At 50.9% G+C, this 17,307-nt stretch carries 21 protein-coding genes; 9 read left to right on the top strand and 12 right to left on the bottom strand.

Features of this window, described 5'->3' with window-relative positions; genetic code table 11:
- Window positions 1–222 precede the first annotated feature (222 nt).
- Together CCY32_RS11250 and CCY32_RS11255 are read right to left on the bottom strand one after the other, a co-directional pair.
- A complete protein-coding gene (locus CCY32_RS11250) occupies window positions 223–513 on the bottom strand; it encodes a hypothetical protein (RefSeq protein WP_088330751.1) in 291 nt (96 codons plus the stop codon).
- A 195-nt stretch (window positions 514–708) separates the two neighbouring features.
- Entirely contained in the window at window positions 709–1,353 is a 645-nt protein-coding gene (locus CCY32_RS11255; protein WP_088330753.1) for an NAAT family transporter, read from the bottom strand.
- Between the two features lie 202 nt (window positions 1,354–1,555).
- On the opposite strand from CCY32_RS11255, the gene CCY32_RS11260 reads away from it, so the two are divergent.
- The 4 genes from CCY32_RS11260 to CCY32_RS11275 all read left to right on the top strand — a co-directional run bounded on the left by CCY32_RS11260 (window position 1,556) and on the right by CCY32_RS11275 (window position 5,062).
- Window positions 1,556–2,089, top strand: a complete 534-nt coding sequence (locus tag CCY32_RS11260; RefSeq protein WP_088330755.1) for a DsrE family protein — start codon at window positions 1,556–1,558, stop codon at window positions 2,087–2,089.
- 228 nt (window positions 2,090–2,317) lie between these two features.
- The gene (locus tag CCY32_RS11265; protein ID WP_088330757.1) at window positions 2,318–3,544 is read left to right on the top strand and encodes a threonine/serine exporter family protein; all 1,227 of its coding nucleotides are present in this window, start codon (window positions 2,318–2,320) and stop codon (window positions 3,542–3,544) included.
- Window positions 3,545–3,673: 129 nt separating this feature from the next.
- Window positions 3,674–4,060 (top strand): hypothetical protein, encoded by a 387-nt coding sequence (locus CCY32_RS11270; RefSeq protein WP_210401735.1) that lies wholly within the window; start codon window positions 3,674–3,676, stop codon window positions 4,058–4,060.
- Between the two features lie 6 nt (window positions 4,061–4,066).
- Entirely contained in the window at window positions 4,067–5,062 is a 996-nt protein-coding gene (locus tag CCY32_RS11275) for an SMP-30/gluconolactonase/LRE family protein (protein ID WP_088330759.1), read from the top strand.
- Here the strand turns inward: CCY32_RS11275 and CCY32_RS11280 are convergent.
- Both CCY32_RS11280 and CCY32_RS11285 read right to left on the bottom strand, forming a co-directional pair.
- Window positions 5,045–5,602, bottom strand: coding sequence for a hypothetical protein (locus CCY32_RS11280; protein WP_088330761.1), 558 nt, complete (start codon window positions 5,600–5,602; stop codon window positions 5,045–5,047). The two genes, CCY32_RS11275 and CCY32_RS11280, sit on opposite strands and share 18 nt — an antisense overlap.
- 25 nt (window positions 5,603–5,627) lie before the next feature.
- Window positions 5,628–6,326: a tellurite resistance TerB family protein gene (locus tag CCY32_RS11285; protein WP_088330763.1), complete on the bottom strand. Its 699-nt coding sequence runs from the start codon at window positions 6,324–6,326 to the stop codon at window positions 5,628–5,630.
- Window positions 6,327–6,541: 215 nt separating this feature from the next.
- On the opposite strand from CCY32_RS11285, the gene CCY32_RS11290 reads away from it, so the two are divergent.
- Window positions 6,542–7,609 carry a sulfite exporter TauE/SafE family protein gene (locus CCY32_RS11290; protein ID WP_088330765.1) on the top strand — a complete coding sequence of 356 codons (1,068 nt, stop codon included), beginning with the start codon at window positions 6,542–6,544 and terminating at the stop codon, window positions 7,607–7,609.
- A 179-nt stretch (window positions 7,610–7,788) separates the two neighbouring features.
- Entirely contained in the window at window positions 7,789–8,184 is a 396-nt protein-coding gene (locus CCY32_RS11295; RefSeq protein ID WP_088330767.1) for a DUF3718 domain-containing protein, read from the top strand.
- Window positions 8,185–8,235: 51 nt separating this feature from the next.
- Here the strand turns inward: CCY32_RS11295 and CCY32_RS11300 are convergent, their stop codons facing one another.
- Window positions 8,236–8,985 (bottom strand): transporter substrate-binding domain-containing protein, encoded by a 750-nt coding sequence (locus CCY32_RS11300; RefSeq protein ID WP_168171495.1) that lies wholly within the window; start codon window positions 8,983–8,985, stop codon window positions 8,236–8,238.
- A 108-nt stretch (window positions 8,986–9,093) separates the two neighbouring features.
- Between CCY32_RS11300 and CCY32_RS11305 the strand changes: the two genes are divergently transcribed.
- Both CCY32_RS11305 and CCY32_RS11310 read left to right on the top strand, forming a co-directional pair.
- A complete protein-coding gene (locus CCY32_RS11305) occupies window positions 9,094–10,011 on the top strand; it encodes an aminotransferase class IV (protein ID WP_088330771.1) in 918 nt (305 codons plus the stop codon).
- Window positions 10,008–10,739: a hypothetical protein gene (locus CCY32_RS11310; protein WP_088330773.1), complete on the top strand. Its 732-nt coding sequence runs from the start codon at window positions 10,008–10,010 to the stop codon at window positions 10,737–10,739. The genes CCY32_RS11305 and CCY32_RS11310 overlap by 4 nt, the downstream gene beginning before the upstream one ends.
- Before the next feature lie 29 nt (window positions 10,740–10,768).
- Here CCY32_RS11310 and CCY32_RS11315 read toward each other — a convergent pair whose 3' ends face one another.
- From CCY32_RS11315 to CCY32_RS11345, 7 genes are all read right to left on the bottom strand, one after another.
- Window positions 10,769–11,263: a YcgN family cysteine cluster protein gene (locus CCY32_RS11315; protein ID WP_088330775.1), complete on the bottom strand. Its 495-nt coding sequence runs from the start codon at window positions 11,261–11,263 to the stop codon at window positions 10,769–10,771.
- The gene (locus CCY32_RS11320; protein WP_088330777.1) at window positions 11,256–11,930 is read right to left on the bottom strand and encodes a fumarylacetoacetate hydrolase family protein; all 675 of its coding nucleotides are present in this window, start codon (window positions 11,928–11,930) and stop codon (window positions 11,256–11,258) included. The genes CCY32_RS11315 and CCY32_RS11320 overlap by 8 nt, the downstream gene beginning before the upstream one ends.
- Window positions 11,930–12,898, bottom strand: coding sequence for a lytic murein transglycosylase (locus CCY32_RS11325; protein ID WP_088330779.1), 969 nt, complete (start codon window positions 12,896–12,898; stop codon window positions 11,930–11,932). Before CCY32_RS11325 ends, CCY32_RS11320 begins: the two co-directional genes overlap by 1 nt.
- Window positions 12,891–13,184, bottom strand: coding sequence for a YcgL domain-containing protein (locus tag CCY32_RS11330; protein ID WP_088330781.1), 294 nt, complete (start codon window positions 13,182–13,184; stop codon window positions 12,891–12,893). Before CCY32_RS11330 ends, CCY32_RS11325 begins: the two co-directional genes overlap by 8 nt.
- Before the next feature lie 45 nt (window positions 13,185–13,229).
- Window positions 13,230–14,366 (bottom strand): ribonuclease D, encoded by a 1,137-nt coding sequence (gene rnd, locus CCY32_RS11335; protein ID WP_088331047.1) that lies wholly within the window; start codon window positions 14,364–14,366, stop codon window positions 13,230–13,232.
- Window positions 14,367–14,406: 40 nt separating this feature from the next.
- Window positions 14,407–16,062 (bottom strand): long-chain-fatty-acid--CoA ligase FadD, encoded by a 1,656-nt coding sequence (gene fadD / locus CCY32_RS11340; protein ID WP_088330783.1) that lies wholly within the window; start codon window positions 16,060–16,062, stop codon window positions 14,407–14,409.
- A 228-nt stretch (window positions 16,063–16,290) separates the two neighbouring features.
- A complete protein-coding gene (locus tag CCY32_RS11345) occupies window positions 16,291–17,151 on the bottom strand; it encodes an alpha/beta hydrolase (protein ID WP_088330786.1) in 861 nt (286 codons plus the stop codon).
- On the opposite strand from CCY32_RS11345, the gene CCY32_RS17220 reads away from it, so the two are divergent.
- A complete protein-coding gene (locus tag CCY32_RS17220; RefSeq protein WP_168171496.1) occupies window positions 17,150–17,299 on the top strand; it encodes a hypothetical protein in 150 nt (49 codons plus the stop codon). The genes CCY32_RS11345 and CCY32_RS17220 overlap by 2 nt on opposite strands.
- Window positions 17,300–17,307: the final 8 nt, after the last annotated feature.

Genomic DNA, 17,307 nt, shown 5'->3' on the forward strand with positions numbered 1-17,307 from the left:
CCTGTGCCGCAAGGCATGGGGTTTTTTATTGGGCGAAGCTCTGGTGACCAAAGAGGCACACGGTAGTGAGTATCTGAAGTGGATCTGATCTTTTTATTCTTAACGTTCTGATTGGAGTCGGAGTGGCATTATTTCTAGAGAGTTAATGGGGTCACGGCTTCAGTTCGCTACGGAAGATTTGAACCAGTGGAGGTTCCAATACAACTCCAACATAGACGCAAACTAAATACAGTTGAAAATAAGACTTACTTTAGGAAATTTTCCAAAGCCCGAATCGGAACTAAAATCTACTTCCTCAATCTGCTTTCCTTTTTTTGAACAATAATTGCGAGCAGTTTCATAAGCTTCTTCTTGCAAAGTTGTCGGAGAGATAAAGCCCGAATCACCGCTTACGTGAATTGCAAGATTACCGTCCCTCGTAGGATTCACTCCTCCGGTCGATGTGCAAGCAGGCAAGAGAATTGCGATAGCGCTGATCAAAAGAAGCTTTGTTGTTGATATTTTTTTGTCCATGAAGACCTTCTATTTATGAGTTCAAGAGTACAATCAAATGCTAGCAAGTTTAAATTAATACCTTCAAAGGGTAGTACATCAATTAATACCACACGAAAATTCATCGAGACTAAGAAATCTTGCCTAAATACTGTTAGGACTTTAATACATCTTTAAGCTAATAAGAATCCCGCCTGCCCCGCCATTGGCAATGGTCTATGACGGCATTGCACTGACAATGTCCAGCACGATGGGTTTAATACCCGCCACAATAAACTCAATGGCGATCACCATAATAATTAACCCCATCAGTCGCATCATGACTTTGATGCCCGTGTCACCTAGCCAGCGAATTAATACGGCTGCAAAGTACAAAATAAAGTACGTGAGTAACAATACCCCTACCAGCGATGCAAACAGCACCAGCTCAAAGTTAAATGACGTGGCATCATCCATCAGCACAATGGCGTTGGTCAGGGCTCCCGGCCCACAAATCATAGGGATCGCCAACGGTGTGACGGAGATATCCTCCACATAGGTTTTGACGTCATCCTCACCCACTTTGATTCGCGATAGCCGTGCCTGAAGCATGTCCATCCCCATCAATAAGAAGATAATGCCTCCGACGATTCGAAAGCTGTTGACCGAAATATGAAAGAAAGAGAACAGCACCTGGCCGGCCAGTGCAAACGTGGTAATGATCACAAAAGACACGAGCAATGCTTTGCGCGCCGTTTTGATTCGCTGTGCCGGTGTTAAGTCAGCGGTCAGCGTCATAAATACCGGCATCACACCCAGAGGGTTAATCAGTGTGAAAAATGAAGTAAAGCACAACAGTGCAAACGCCAGTAGTTCCTGCATTAGTGTTCCCCGAGCTGAGCGGTATCAGGCGCTTGCCTGAGTTGAAAAGAGGCGCACTGTAAGGGAGTTTGCAGGTTGATGAAAGCGCTCGACTACAACGCGTAAAATGGCTTTGGTAATAATCGCTTACATGAGTGTCATGATAGCGATACATACTGATTAGGGTATAGTGCTACACATCGCAATCATCAGGATTTCTCTTATGCTCAAAACAAGCGCCGTTCTGATTACCTTTTTGTTCCCGGTGTTCAGTGTGCTGGCACAGGATTTCAATACAGGCCCTCTTATCAAAGATTTTGGTGCTCACGCAGCAGTTGAACCTGGCTCGTCCCTTAACAGCGCCACATCACTCAATGTAAGCTTTGATTTGGCGAAGAAGGCGGATTCAGGAAAAGTGAATCGCAGCATGAACAGCCTTGCACGTTTTTTAAATATGCATGTGGCCAATGGTGTTCCTGCAGAGAATATTCGTCTGGCCATGGTGGTGCATGGCGATGCCCTCTTCGACTTGCTGGGTAACGATTCGTATCAGGCCAAATACGGCCAGTCTAATGCCAACATTCCCCTTATTCAGGCGTTGCTGCAAAACCAGGTCAGGATCATCGTATGTGGGCAGTCTGCGGCATACCATAAGGTGGCTCAGTCTGACTTGTTGCCCGGCGTGGAAGTCGCACTTTCAGCCATGACCGCTCATGCCCTTTTGCAACAACAGGGCTATACCCTGAATCCGTTTTAGATCTGACACCCGGCTTATCGAGAGCTGAGATAAGGTCGTAACAGGCGCGGCAGCGCTACACTGCGGTCGCGCCGCCGCCATTTTCTGCGAGTGATCTCACTCGATTAACGAATAAGCTTTTCTAATCCAGAATGGATAAAAAATAGTCGTTGTTCATGATGGGCATTGGCACTAGAATCCGCGCCGACCTGGCCCGATAGGTGGCTGGCTGTAATAAGAGATATCAAGGTGGATAAAACAGAATTCGTTCAGATTCGAAAATTTATCGTTAAGCTGGGCAAGATGCTGCATAAATACGGCACACCGGCATTTCGTCAGGAGGCGCATCTTACGGAAGTGGCCACCTATCTGGGCGTGCACGCGTCTTTTATCTCTACCCCCACATCCATGACCTTTGTCATCTGGAGCGACAAGCACGAGGACGAATACACCCACGCGGCGCGGGTTCAGCCCGGTGATCTGGACTTAGGCTCCCTGGCCCGTACCGATGAACTGGTCACTCAGTTGCTGGACGGCAAGCTGACCCTCAAACAAGCCGACCACTTGCTGGATGAGATCAACGCCCTGCCCAATCCTTATGGTAAAGGCATTACCGGCGTAGCGTTTTGCGTTTCCACCGCCGCCTTTGCCATGTTGCTCGGCTCAAGCTGGAATGATGTGCTGTGGTCGGGCTGCATCGGACTGATCGTATATCTTTGGGTACTGTGGGCCGGTCATTCCAAGCGGGTGACACTGATGCTGGAGCCGGTGGTGGCGATGGTTTCCGGTGTGCTCGCCTGTGCCATCAGCAGCTATGTGGATGTGGGCATTAATATCCGTCTGGTGGTGCTCTCTTCAATTATTGTATTTATTCCCGGTTTGGCCCTGGCGCTGGGATTGGCAGAACTCTCCGCCAGGCATCTGGTCTCCGGTACTGCGCGGGTGATGGATGCCTTAATGTTGCTGTTTAAGCTGTATTTTGGCGCCTTTTTAGGCATTTCTATCGGCTTTGCGCTGTTTGGTCAGGGCGAATTTGTTGCTCCGCAGCCCCTGCCCCGCTGGACAGCCTGGTTTGCCATTTTGTTGCTGTGTAGCGCCCTGGTTGTGCTGTTTCGTCTACGCCTTAAACATGCGCCCTGGGCATTATTGTCCGGCTTTATTGCTTATGCGGCCAGTATTCTCAGTGCACCCTATCTGGCTTTTGGCCTGGCCACCTTTGTGGGTGCCTTCGCGGTGGGGATCTATTCCAACCTCTTTACCCGCTTTGCCAATGCCCCGGCCAGCATTGTTGTTATGCAGGGGCTTATTGTGCTGGTGCCGGGCTCAAAAACCTATATTGGTCTCAATTCCTTTGTGTCGGGTCAGGACTTTGTACCTACCGACCACGTGGGACAGGAAACCTTTTTAATCTTTATGTCTTTGGTGGCCGGGTTAATTTTTGCCAATGTGGTAATGCCAACGAAAAAGGCGCTGTAGTGTTTGCGCTTGTTCGGGCAGGGGCTACCGCAAGAACGCCTTTGGTAAATCATCGGTGGGGTTTGTGAAAGGCGCGGTTGTGGCGTAGCATCAGTGCTCCAAGACCTTTAACGCTGTGGAGAAAGGTGTATGTCACAACAATATCAGTGCTGGCACTGCGGTGAAGCGCTACAAGATCTGATTTTACCCCTGTCCCGGCGCGAGGTGTGTGGCCACTGTCAGGCCGATCAGCATGTGTGTAAAATGTGCACCCATTTCGGCCAGCGAGGGTGTGAGGAAGAACGTGCCGAGCCCCCATCCGATACCGAAAAAGCCAACTTTTGTGATTACATAACGCTCACCCCAAATGCCTATCGTGGCAGCCCTAAAGATAAGAATGCCCGCGCCAAAGCCAAACTGGCCGCGCTGTTTGGTGACGCTCCGCCTGAGCCAGAGTCTGAACAACCTCAACAGACAATGAGCGCTGCAGAGCGCGCGGAGCAAAAACTGCGCGACATGCTAAATGGTAAAAGCTGAACCGCTATGGCAAAAACACAATACTTACTGACACTGATTACTCTGCTCTTTACCCTTCCCTCGCTGGCCTCTCCCACGGTCATCGATGTAAAGGTTACCCAGGCAAGCCCCCAATTTACGCAAACCTGGGGAAAGCTGGTGGGAGTCAGGATACTCACATCATCATTAAGCTGGGCAGAGGGTCCCGCGTGGGACGCCTCGTCACAAACGCTGTACTTTACCGATGTGCCACAGAGTAAACTGTATCAGTGGCGTGCCAACGAGGGCGTGAAAATGGCCATGTCACCCTCCGGCCTGGCAGTGGGACATGAAGGATTCAGAGAAACCGGCATCAACGGGCTGATAGCGCCGGGTAATGGAACATTACTGGCGGCGAACACCGGTGAACGCCGCATCGATGTGATTTCTCTTTCTAACTGGCAGAAAACACCTTTGATAGAAAGTGCTGACGGACGGCACTTTAACAGCCCCAATGATCTGATCCAGTCGCGAACCGGCGATCTGTTTTTTACTGACCCCCCTTATGGTCTGACGGGTGGCGATGACTCGCCACTGAAACAGCAACCGGTCAATGGCGTCTGGCACTTCGATGGCAAACGGGTACACCTTATTGATGGCACGCTGACACGACCAAACGGCATTGTTCTGATGAACAATGACACCACCCTGCTGGTGTCCAATTCCAGTGCCGACAATCCCGTCATCATGCGCTATGAGCGTGACCATCAGGGTCACTTTGGCACCCCAGTGCGCTGGTTTGATATGTCAGCCTGGATCACGCCAGAGCGCTGGAATGGCTTACCCGATGGCATGGCCGTAACCGAGAGCGGTCTGGTGTTTGCGACAGGCCCGGGTGGGCTCTATGTGCTCAGCGACAGCGGCTCGCTGGCCGCCAGAATCACCTTCGATCGCCCCCTAGCCAATGTTGCCCTGGACGAACAAAACCGTACCCTGTTTGTGGCAAACCAGAACCGCCTGTTACGCTTAGTCTTCGAGCAATAATCTGTGGCGCTTCATTAGTTCCTGAATCAAATCTCCCAGAAACAGGATTTTTTGGTTGGATAACTGGCGATAGTCAAAGTACGGGCAAATAATCCGGCACCGACGCGAGTCCAGCGCAAACTCCCGGTTAAGCCAGGTGACCTCTTCTTCACAAAGTACACTGCGGGCAAAGGTGCGTCCCATCAGCAGATGCAGGCAGTGTGACTGTGATAACTCTGTGGGTGAAAACATCAGCGCAGTCTGACTGCCCTTTTGCAACAGGTACTGATCACGGTATTGCTGCCAGCTATGACTGTTCTGTCTGAATCCGAACTCGGCGGGCAAGCTATAAAGTAGCTTGGCATACACATTAAAGACTTTACGCCAGCCATTACCACAGGCCTGCCCGATACGCGTAATGTCCCCCTGTTGAAGGGGCTGCACACCACTGGTGCCCAAATCATAGTCGGGACGATTCCCCATATACACCCTGAACCTGGCATGGGTGTCTCCGACACCCGTTACACCAGGCCCTGATGCATTGCTGTTATGCTCATTCATGCAGGCAATGTTCTTTACTTAGCACTTAGCGGGCAGCGCCGAGGGCCTGACTGGCCTGGTTATCTAATTCCTGCTGCAGGGCCGGGTCCAGTTTCATCTGCCGCGCTAACTCCTGTAAGTAGGTGCGTTCCATATAATTCTGATCGTCCACCACCAGCAGACTGGCCAGATACATCTCGGCGGCTATTTCCGGGGTGCGGGCAGCTTGCGCCACCTCAGCAGGATCCAGGGGCTTAGCCAGTTCCTGCTGCAACCACTGGCGGGTGTCCTGCTGCTCATCCAGTTTGGCCATTTCTTCATGGATCAACTGTCGCTCACGCTCATCAATATGGCCATCGGCTTTTGCCGCACCAATCAGGGCCCGTAATATTGCCAGTGAATGCTGCTCGGCCTGTGGCGCAGGCAGACGGTCAATGGTTTGAGGCTCGGCGGCGGCCATATTTTGTTTTTGCTGATAACTGGAATAGGCTTTGTACGCCACCACGCCCAGCGCTGCCAGACCGCCATAGGTCAGCACTTTGCCTCCTAGCTTACGTCCCTTTTTGCTACCCAGTAATAGCCCCAGTGCCCCGCCGGTCACGGCCCCTCCGCCAAAGCCCGACATCAGCCCTGACAAGCCACTGCTCTGTTGTTTGCTGCCTGTCCCACGAGGGGTGTTTTTTACCTGCCCAAACAACTGGTCACCGGATTGCATTAACTGATCGAGTAATTTTTTGGTGTTCATTTTCCCCTCCGAACATCTCAATAAAACCTGCCAGTACTGCACTAAAGCAGGCAAAAAAAGCCAGACAGCAGGCAATGTTTAACATTATGCCCTGCGCTCTATAGTCATACGCACAGAAATTTGTAAAAGTTCTTTTTTATTGATGCGCACAGGTCGTGGCCTTTAATCGGTAGCGCTGGTAAACTTTGCCGCCTCTTTTGCCGTATCACCGTTGTATGACCTTGCATTCTCCCCCTAAACAATACCTTTGGATCTGGCTTGTGTGCCTGGGCGCCTTTTTTGCGGTGTGGTTATACCTGATAATCGGCCTGAACCTGTGGCCAGAAGCACTCCGGCACTGGCCCATGGCCCTGGCCATGGCACTGGGCAGTTATGCCGCAGGTTCCACCCCAATGGGCGGGGGAACAGTGGGATTCCCGGTATTGGTGCTGCTGTTTGATTTGCCCGCCAGTCTGGGCCGGGATTTCAGTTTTGCCATTCAGTCTGTGGGCATGGTCAGTGCCAGCATCTTTATATTGTGTCGTCGCCAGCCGCTTGCCTGGGCCATATTGCAGGGCGCTATGCTGGGCGCATTGGTGGGCACCCCCCTTGGTATCTTCTTTATTGCTCCCTACATTCCTGAGCTTTGGATTAAGCTCACCTTTGCCGTTGTCTGGGCCAGCTTTGGTCTGCTGCACCTTTACCGTCTGGATGAGATCGCCGGACACAGCGGCATGACCGAGTTTGATGAAAACTGGGACTTCAAACTGGGGCTATGGCTGGGGCTGCTGGCCGGCGCCACCGTTGCTGCTGTTACCGGTGTGGGCATCGACATGGTGCTGTATACCGCACTGGTTCTGCTGTGTCGGGCAGATCTGAAAATCGCCATCCCCTCGTCTGTGATCATTATGGCGTTTACGTCGTTGCTCGGCGTTATCACTAAACTGACCATTGGTGACGGGTTACAACCCGGCACCTTTGCAAACTGGCTGGCTGCGGCGCCGGTGGTGGCCATCGGTGCCCCCCTTGGCGTGTACATTGTCGCCCGAATCGGCCGCAAGCCGACCCTGCTGGTTGTCGCCAGCCTCTGCGTGGCGCAGTTTGGCTGGACCTTGTTCCATGAACACAGCGTTCTGGGTGTGACCGGCTCCCTCTTTGCGTTACTGGCCGTGGCGCTGTTTCTGTGCGCCTTTGAGGGGCTGCGAAAATGGGGAGCAAGGCTCTCTGGTGAGCCTGAAAACACAATTAATTTACAAAAAAGCACAAATTCAGCGCCGTCACTGTCTCAACCCAAAAATCGTTAACCACCGCTGCTTTCTGCATTATTAAAGGGCTGAGGGTATTTTCAGGCATGCTCCTCACCACGGTTAAGTATTATTTCCCATACTTAGGTACCAAACTCCCCCCTGTTTGGTACCGCTGCTTTTTCATACGATAGATTCCGTCAAGACAGTTACACTTTAAAAACTTAAGAGGCACTACTATGAAAAAGTCAGCAATCGCAATCATCACTACACTTTCTGCTTTGGTTTTCGCACCTGCAAGTTTTGCAGATATCAACGACGACCTGGCCAATATCTGCACCATCGTAAAGAACGATGACAAATCTGAACTGCGTAAAAAGTTACGTCAGGTTCAGGACGACTACAGACTGCGCTTGGGTGATTACTACACCGGCATCAGCTGTGGCGGTAGCAGCCTGATTCGCTATTCAATGGAAAACAATTCTGTTGAAACTGGCACTTACATGATTAAGCGTATGAGCAAAACAGACCTGACCGGCGCCGAAAAAGACGGCATGGAGCTCAAGCAATGGGCTGAAACGAACGGTCACCTGAACACTGAAATTGGTCAGGAACTGCTGTCTCGTATCAGCTAATTTAGCCAACTTCTCCCTGTTTCCCTTGGTCCCGCCTTTTGGCGGGATTTTTTATGGGTCACGGCGGAGGCCGAACTGCTCGATCAGGGCTTCAATGGCCTGGTTCTCCCGGAGTAAGAACAAGTCAAAGCGCTCCAGCATGTCCAGCTTTTCTACCGTGGACACGTGATACCAGACGTTTGATTGCGGCAAACTCTCTGCCACCACCAGACTATCCTCAAGTCCCAGCTTACGAAGATGATGCATCGCCACATAATATTCCACTTCAGCAGCATCCACCCGCCCCTTTAAGGCCATCATAGAGGCGGCACGGGTATTCTGAACCTCCACAAACTGATAGCGATATTGGGGTTGTAATGCCATCCACTTGGTTGGTGTGAATCCACGCACAATTGACAGTGAACGCAATTGTCCCAATGTGATATCTCGGTTTTGAGGTAAAACCATGGCGACACCCCAGTTAGAGACCACGGGCTGACTGTAATGGCGTCCGTCATCACCCTCGCGCAGGGCCTGCCATTTGGGATTGTCGGGGTAGACAAAGTCCAGCGAACCATGCACTTCCTGTGGTAATCGCTTCACGGGAAGTGGCACAAACTCCAGTTGCAGTTTTTCGTTTTCGGCAAACAGGCGAAACAGCTCACCGGCAAAGCCTCGCAAGGTGCCGTCTGTCATGTCGTAGTGAGGGTAATGATCGATGGCCTGAACACCAATGGTCAATTTCTCACGAACCTCAGCCGGCTCAGCCATGGCAACACAGCTAAATGCCAGCAATCCTGCCAGACCTATACGTTGGCGCAAATCTCTACTCCGGCTATGGTCACAATACAGCTGACTGTGCGACATTAATGACATGCATGTATCTACATTAAGATAAGCTGAGCAGATTGCAATAGAAGGGAGCCAAAGATGGGTAAAGGTACGCACGAATATCAAGATGACCCGAGAAATCAGCACATTCTCATCAATATCAATGGTGAACTGGTGCCACGGGAAGATGCCAAGATATCCGTTTTTGACAGCGGATTTATTCTGGGAGATGGTGTTTGGGAAGGCATACGCCTTCATCAGGGCAGGCTGGCCTTTATCGAACAGCATATGAAAAGGCTATATGACGGTGCCAAAGCCCTGGATCTGGACATTGGTATCAGCGCCGAGCAAATGATTGAGCGCCTTCATCAGACCTGCAAGGCCAATGATATGCATGATGGCGTGCATATTCGCCTGATGGTTACCCGCGGCATAAAAGCCACGCCCTATCAGGACCCGCGTATGACAATCGGTGGGGCCACCATTGTCATCATTGCCGAATTCAAAACGCCGCTGACACAGCCTGATTTCAATGGCATCCGGCTATTTACCAGTCATGTGCGCCGCGGCTACCCGGATGTGCAGGATCCAAAACTCAATACCCACTCCAAACTCAACTGTATTTTTGCCTGTATTCAGGCCGCTAAAGCCGGTGCTGATGAGTCTTTAATGCTGGATCCCCATGGTTTTGTGGCCACCTGCAACTCCACCCATTTCTTTATTGTCCGCCAGGGGGAGGTATGGACCTCGAGCGGCGATTACTGTCTTGATGGCATTACCCGGCGCAATGTGATTAACCTGTGTAAACAACATCGCATTCCGGTGTTTGAAAAGAACTTCAGTCTCAGCGAAGTCTATGCTGCTGATGAGGCGTTTGTGACCGGTACCTTTGCCGGCCTGACGCCGGTTCGCGAAGTGGATGGGCGCCAGATTGGTAACACCCAGATCCCTGTGATTAAGCGGTTACAGCAACACTACCTGGATTTGATTGCCGAACAGGCGGGGGAATCTGCATGAGTATTCGTATCGCAATGTGGTCCGGACCACGCAATATTTCGACGGCCATGATGAGAAGCTGGGAGAACCGGCCGGATACCGAGGTAATAGATGAACCCTTTTATGCCTGCTATCTGAAACACACCGGTGCCATTCACCCCTATCAGCAGGAGATTATGGCCAGTCAGTCAGATGACTTTGCCTGTGTGGCCCGTCAGTTGAGTGAAGCCCCTGTGAGCGCAGCCGTGCAGTATCAAAAACACATGACGCACCATATTCCAGAAAATGCTGATATGAGCTGGTGCGCCTCCCTGCGCCACTGCTTTTTAATTCGACATCCCGCCAAAGTGGTGGATTCTTATTATCGCAGTATGGGGCAATGCAGCGAGGAGGAAACGGGCATCGAACGGCAATTCCAGTTATATCAGCAACTCTCTGAGATCAATTCACAGCCAATACCGGTGGTTGATTCGGACGATTTATTGAGTGCGCCAAAAGCCATGCTTGAAGCCATTTGCAGCGCATTAGAGGTGCCTTTTTATGCACAGATGCTGAACTGGCCGACAGGCCGCAGGCCCTCAGATGGCGTATGGGCGCCGCACTGGTATCATTCGGTAGAGGCGTCTACAGGCTTTACTGCCCCAAGTAACAAACTGCCCGAACTGAGTCCGGAACTGCAACGTATCGCTGAGCGCTGCCAGCCTTTTTACGAGCAAATGAAAGGGCGAGCCATACAAATAGCGGGATAGCACACCCGCTTTTAGCCAACGATCCGGGCTTAATCCAGATCCTTTAATGGCCAGCTGACAATATAGTTTTCAAAGTCGTCCAGGCTATGTTCATCATCGGGTACCGTCTTGCCTCGTACCGACATACCCGCTTTGTGCATGGCGGATTTCTTGCCTTTGTTCAACAAGGGGTGCCAGGAGGGCAGCCCTCTGCCTTCATAGATACGACGATAACTACAGCTCGGCGGCATAAAGAAAATGTCTTTAAGGTTATCTTTGGTCAGTTTGACACAATCGGGCACCAGCTGTGTGCGTTTTTCGTACTGAGTACACTGGCAGCTCTTAGTGTTTAATAAATGGCAGACGATATTGGTATAGTGAATTTCTTCACCGGGTTTAATCTCATCGGTTGGCGCGCCGTCACCGTTATCGTCGTCGATAAATTTCTGCAGGCAGCATTTGCCGCAACCATCACACAATGACTCCCATTCTTTAGCATCCATTTGCTCAAGGGTTTTATGTTCCCAAAACTTTACCTCAGTCATACGCCGTCACCGTGGCACCGGTGTTCAGTATGCCGCCCAGACTGGCCTCAACACGATCACCTGCAACCAGCGGCCCCACTCCTTTGGGTGTGCCGGTCAGAACAACGTCTCCGGGTAGCAGGGTAAATACCGCCGAAATCTCACTGATCAGACTGTCGATGTCATGGATCATCATCGCCGTATCGCCGCTTTGACGCTCTGCCCCGTTTACATTAAGACTGAATTTCAGCGCTTTGTAGTTCTCTACGCCATGGGCGGGGACAAATCCACTGAGTGGACAGCTGCCGTCAAAGGCCTTGGCTCGCTCCCACGGATGTCCTTTGGTTTTGAGCTGAGTCTGTACATCACGAAGGGTCAGATCCAGCGCCAGACCATAGCCCCATACCGCCGATTGCACATCCTCAACTGACGCATGCGACAGCGGTGCCTTGATCAGTACCGCCACCTCCAGTTCATTGTGACACTCTCCCTGTGACTGGGGTATCTGTATCTCATTGGCAAATGGCTGCAACGCAGTTGATGGCTTCATAAACAGCAGTGGCTGCTCTGGCACGTCATTGTTGAGCTCCTGAATATGATCCAGATAGTTGCGCCCGACACAAACCACCTTGCCCGGTGAATAGGGTAATGACTGTCCCAGATGATCGTGAAAACGATACGCCACCATCAGTTCAGCTCTGCCTTAATACGGTCCGACAGATAGCCCACCGCACTGCCAAAATAGGTAGAGCGATTCCAGTTCATGAGGCTATGAAAGTTGCCATAAACCAGGTAAATACGACCCTTTTCATCATCAGGCATAATCAGGCTGGCTGGCACGTCGCGGGTAGGCAAATCGCTGCCATCATAACGTCTCACGCCCAGCGACTGCCATTCAGACAGGCTTTTCATTTTATCTTTGTCCAGCCCTGCCAGACCATAGTCAAATGTTTCTGGCAGGCTGACCTGACGACCCCAGGTGAGGCTGTCATCCCACCCTACCGACTTGAGGTAATTGGCAATGGAGGCAAAGACATCGGCGGGGTTTTGCCAGATATCTTTCTTGCCATCGCCGTCAAAATCATAGGCGTAAGCGTTGAACGAGGTAGGCATAAACTGACTCTGGCCCATGGCGCCAGCCCAGGAGCCTAAAAACTGCTCTTTAGTGATGTGGCCTTGTTCGAGAATCTGCAGCGCCGCAAACAATTGTTTCTTAAATAAGGCTTCACGGCGTCCCTCATAGGCCAGTGTTGCCAGTGCGGAGATGACCGGATAATCCCCCTGGATACGTCCGAAATTACTTTCGTTGCCCCATAGCGCAACAATAAATCGCGGCTGCACACCAAACTGCTTACCCACTTGTTCGAGTATTGCCTGATGCTCGCGATACTTATCTACCGCTTGCTTCACTTTCCAGTCGGGTACCCGGGTGGACAAATACTTATCCAGAGTCAACTTGAACTCAGGTTGATTCTTATCCGAACTTACGGCCCGCTCATAAAACTTGATGTCGGCAAATGCCTGTTCAACAAACTCTGACTCATAGCCCTTTTCGATGGCTTCTTGCTTAAGTGCCGTAACATATTCGTCAAAGCTCGGTTTGGCGTTGACCACTGTGCTGAAAAGTATCACCAGTGCACATAAGACTCTAGTCATTCAAGGACTCCTGTTTCTGAGTATGTTGCTGTTTAAGTTCTGCCAGCAGATCTTCCTGTGGCGGGGGTAATTGCAGATAGAAGCCCTTGTCTTGCAGGGCTTGTGCAACCTTTTTCGGATCGCTGATGGCGAGTTTAGTGTTTGCGGTGAGCGGGATCACCATCACCAGCTCGGGAATACCAAAACTTTCCATTAAGGGTTCGGGTACCGCGTCAAAATCATCACGTTTGGTGACAAATAGATAGGTTTGATCTTTTTTAGGACTCTTATATATGGCGCACAACATCGAAACGCCTGCCTCCTGTGGTTAGGTTTGACTCCGGCTCAGTCCTTATTCTGTGGCCAGAATGTGCTGAAGTTGCTCCGCCAGCAGTGGCTGTCGCCAGTTGCTGATGAGATCCGGTGTTAGTCCCATTAGTTTACTCTCATCCAGCTCAAACCACAGCCATTTGAGTAGCTGATTGATCTGTTTTTTTGACCCTAACATCTCAACCGGGATGCCCTGCTCTGTCGCCACTTTTTCACACATATCGCGCACGACTTTGGCGGTTTTCTTGTAGGCAGGAAAGTCGACGAGCCGTTCGACTTTAGGTGGATAATGTTCAGGTGGCAGAGATACCGCCTCTGCAATAACACCGAGAATCGCATCACCATGACGACGAATATCCTGAGGCATCAGTGCATTGATACCGTGCAGCCCATTCTTTGCCTGGGGTTGGCGCTTGGCCAGTTCCAGCATTGCCTGCTCTTTGAGCACAAAGTTCAGCGCAATATCGCGGCTGCGGGCGGTCTGTAAACGCCATTGGGCCAGGCCTTTTAACACCGCCAGCGCCTTACCTTTTAACTGCCATGCATTTTTTATGGTGAGATAAGCGTACTCTGTGGGTAGCTCGGCCTGTTTTTTGGTCATTAGCTGTTGCACATCCGCAAAGACCCAACCGGTTTTGCCTTGCTCTTCAATACGCTGTGCCAACTGCGGATAGAGATCATATAAATACAGTACGTCATTGGCCGCATAATGGAGTTGCTGCGAACTTAGTGGCCGGGCGATCCAGTCGGTGCGCGACTCTCCTTTATCCAGCGTGACACCAGAGAGCTCCTCTACCAGTTTGGCGTATCCCAGAGAGGGCCCCATATTGAGCATGGCGGCTGCCACCTGTGTATCAAAAATACGGTTAGGCATCACGCCCATTGCGGCGGCAAAGGTCTCCAAATCCTCAGAGCAGGCGTGTAAAACCTTGATGACTGTGTCATTAAGGAGCAGCTCTTTTAGCGCACCGAGATCTCCGATGGCCAGCGGATCCACCAGAGATAACTGCTGGCCATCATAGAGCTGAATCAGACCAAGCCGTGGATACAGGGTGCGGGTACGCACAAATTCTGTATCGACGGCAATAAAAGGCTGCTGTGCTGCCTGACGACAATATTCCGCCAGCTGTGAAGGACTTTCGATTAAGTGATACTGCATCTGTTTAAAATGAAAAAACCGGCTGGCGCCGGCTTTTCGACTACTCCCGTAATTCTCGCCTGAGGATCTTACCCACATTGGTTTTCGGCAGTTCGTCCCGGAACTCTACCTGTTTGGGTACTTTATACCCGGTCAGATGCTTACGGCAATGACTAATCAGCTCCTTGTCAGTCAATGACGCATCTTTTCTTACCACAAAAAGCTTCACTGCTTCACCGGTGGCTTCATTGGGTACACCCACGGCTGCCACTTCAGCCACACCGTCGTGCATGGCTGCTACTTCTTCAATTTCATTGGGGAAGACGTTAAAGCCAGAGACCAGAATCATGTCTTTTTTGCGGTCAACGATGAAGAAGCATCCTTTTTCGTCCATACGGGCAATGTCGCCGGTTGCCAGCCAGCCGTCATTGAGTACTTCTTTGGTGGCTTCTTCACGGTTAAGGTACCCTTTCATCACCTGTGGACCCTTTACATACAGCTCACCCGGTTCCCCCGGTTGCACCACATTGCCGTCTTCATCAATCAGCTTCACATCGGTGGAAGGCACCGGCATTCCGATAGAGCCGGTGTATTCTGGTGTAATAGTTGGATAGTTAATGCTGACCACCGGACAACATTCGGTCAGTCCATAGCCCTCCAGCAGCACATGCCCGGTGACTTTCTGCCACTTTTCAGCTACGGGTCGTTGCACCGCCATACCGCCACCGAGCGCAAATTTAAAGTTACTGAAATCGAGATCTTTAAATCCCGGAGTATTCAGTAATCCATTAAACAGGGTATTCACACCGGTTAGCACGGTAAAGGGGTATTTGCCCAGCTCTTTGACAAATCCGGGCATATCGCGGGGATTAGTAATAAGCAGGTTTTTACAGCCATATTTCACAAAGGTGAGGCAATTAGCTGTCAATGCAAAGATATGGTAGAGCGGCAGCGCCGTTACCACCAGCTCCTCGGATTCTTTAATCACCGGCTCAAGGATCACCGATATTTGTTCCAGGTTCGCCACCATGTTGCGGTGTGTCAGCATTGCACCTTTTGATACACCGGTCGTACCGCCGGTATATTGCAAAAAGGCAATGCAGTCGCCGTTCACATCGGGGCGTGTATAGGTCATTGCTTTGCCAGCATGAATGGCATCCATAAAGCCTTTGGTGTTTTGCAATGAAAAGGCTGGCACCATTTTTTTCACGTGTTTAATGACAAAATTAACCAGCCAACGCTTGGGTGCCGGCAACATGTCGCCCACCTGAGTCAGGAAAACCTCTTTCACCTGAGTTTCTGCCACCACTTCTGCCAGGGTATGGGCGAAGTTCTCTACAATAACAATGGCTTTAGCGCTGGAATCATTAAGCTGGTGTTTCAGTTCACGGGCCGTATACAGAGGGTTAACATTCACCACCGTGAGCCCCGCTCTGAGGACACCAAATATGGCAATTGGGTTCTGCAACAGGTTCGGCATCATAATGGCAACCGCATCCCCCTTTTTCAGTCCCATATTCTGCAGATACGCCGCAAATTGGAGAGTGTAGCGGTCGAGCTCAGCATAGGTGATCTCTTTACCCATATTGATAAATGCCACTTTACTGGCATATTTTTTTACTGACTGCTCAAAAATATCAATGATGGATGAATAATGATCTGCGTCGATTTCGGCAGGGATATCAGCAGGGTAATGCTCTAACCAAGTCTTTTCCACAGTGCCTCCTATGGGCTGTTCTCGTTATTATGGTGAACCTGTCGTTGATTTTTAACCAGTGCCGCAACACAAGGTCAGACCACTATAGTAGCCAATGCATCAGAAAAGATAAATGACTAAAGCGCCGGTGGCCCAACCTCCGTGAACAAGCAGCATTATTGTGTTCTGTGTCTGGTACGTAGCCCCTTGATAATCGGATCCCTGATTACCAGTCTAGCCTTTTAAACGCTATGACTGAGGCTCCTGCTCATATTGCTGCCAGAAACTGAGCAGCTGCTGGGCGACTGGCTGTGGGTTATCCATGTGTAAGTGATGCCCCCCTTCACATTCCACGGTGGTGAGTTGCCTTATGTGGGCGGCTCTGCGCTGCTGATTGGTTTTGACTTTTTCAAACCCTTGCGTGCCGGTGATGGCCAGTACCGGCGCTTTAATTGCTTGTAGAAAACCCTGGGCCTGTTCCTCTGTCGTACGCAAAGATGAGATGGTTCGCAGTCGTCTGTCTGTGCGCCATTTGAGTGTCTGGGCCTGGATATCGAGGTTTCGTGCCACCAGTAATGTCGCCGAATCACGTTTGAGATCACCTGCCATCATGCGAGCCGTGGTGGCGCGCTCTATTGTCGGAGGATGACGAGCTTCTTTGAGATCAACCTCAATGCGGCTTAACACCGACTCACGCAGTTGTTGCGGGCTGCTGTTTGCTTCCCGACTGAGCGGGCCAAATGCTTCTATCATGGTCAACGTACGTACCTGTTCAGGAAAGGTGGCCGCATACAAAGAACTGATTATCCCGCCCAGAGAATGACCCAACAGATCAAAGGTTTGCCAGCCAAGTGACTGGGTCAGTTCATAGACATCCTGTATCCAGTCAAAAAGATGATAGTGCGCATCGGCGCTGCGATGATCTGAATGCCCATGACCGGCTAAATCGATGGCTAGCAAATCAACACCACTCAGATGCTCTGCCAATGGGATAAAGCTGGCGCTGTTATCCAGCCAGCCATGCAGCGCAATCACTTTGCGCCCGTCAGGATCACCAAATCGCTGAGCACTGAGGCGCAGATGGCGCAAGGTAAAGGAAATATCAGTCATGAAAAAAACACTAGAAGGTAAAACCCAGACCTTAAGGATTTCGTCCGCCGGATGCAATAGCGACCTGATTCGTCGTCCACAGACCTCAGTGACACAAAAAGGCGGCAATAACTTGCCGCCTTTTGAGTTTTTCTTGCCGCAAGGGTAAAGTATCGC

Source organism: Lacimicrobium sp. SS2-24, assembly GCF_002201535.1.
In the GTDB taxonomy this organism is placed as follows: Bacteria; Pseudomonadota; Gammaproteobacteria; order Enterobacterales; family Alteromonadaceae; genus Lacimicrobium.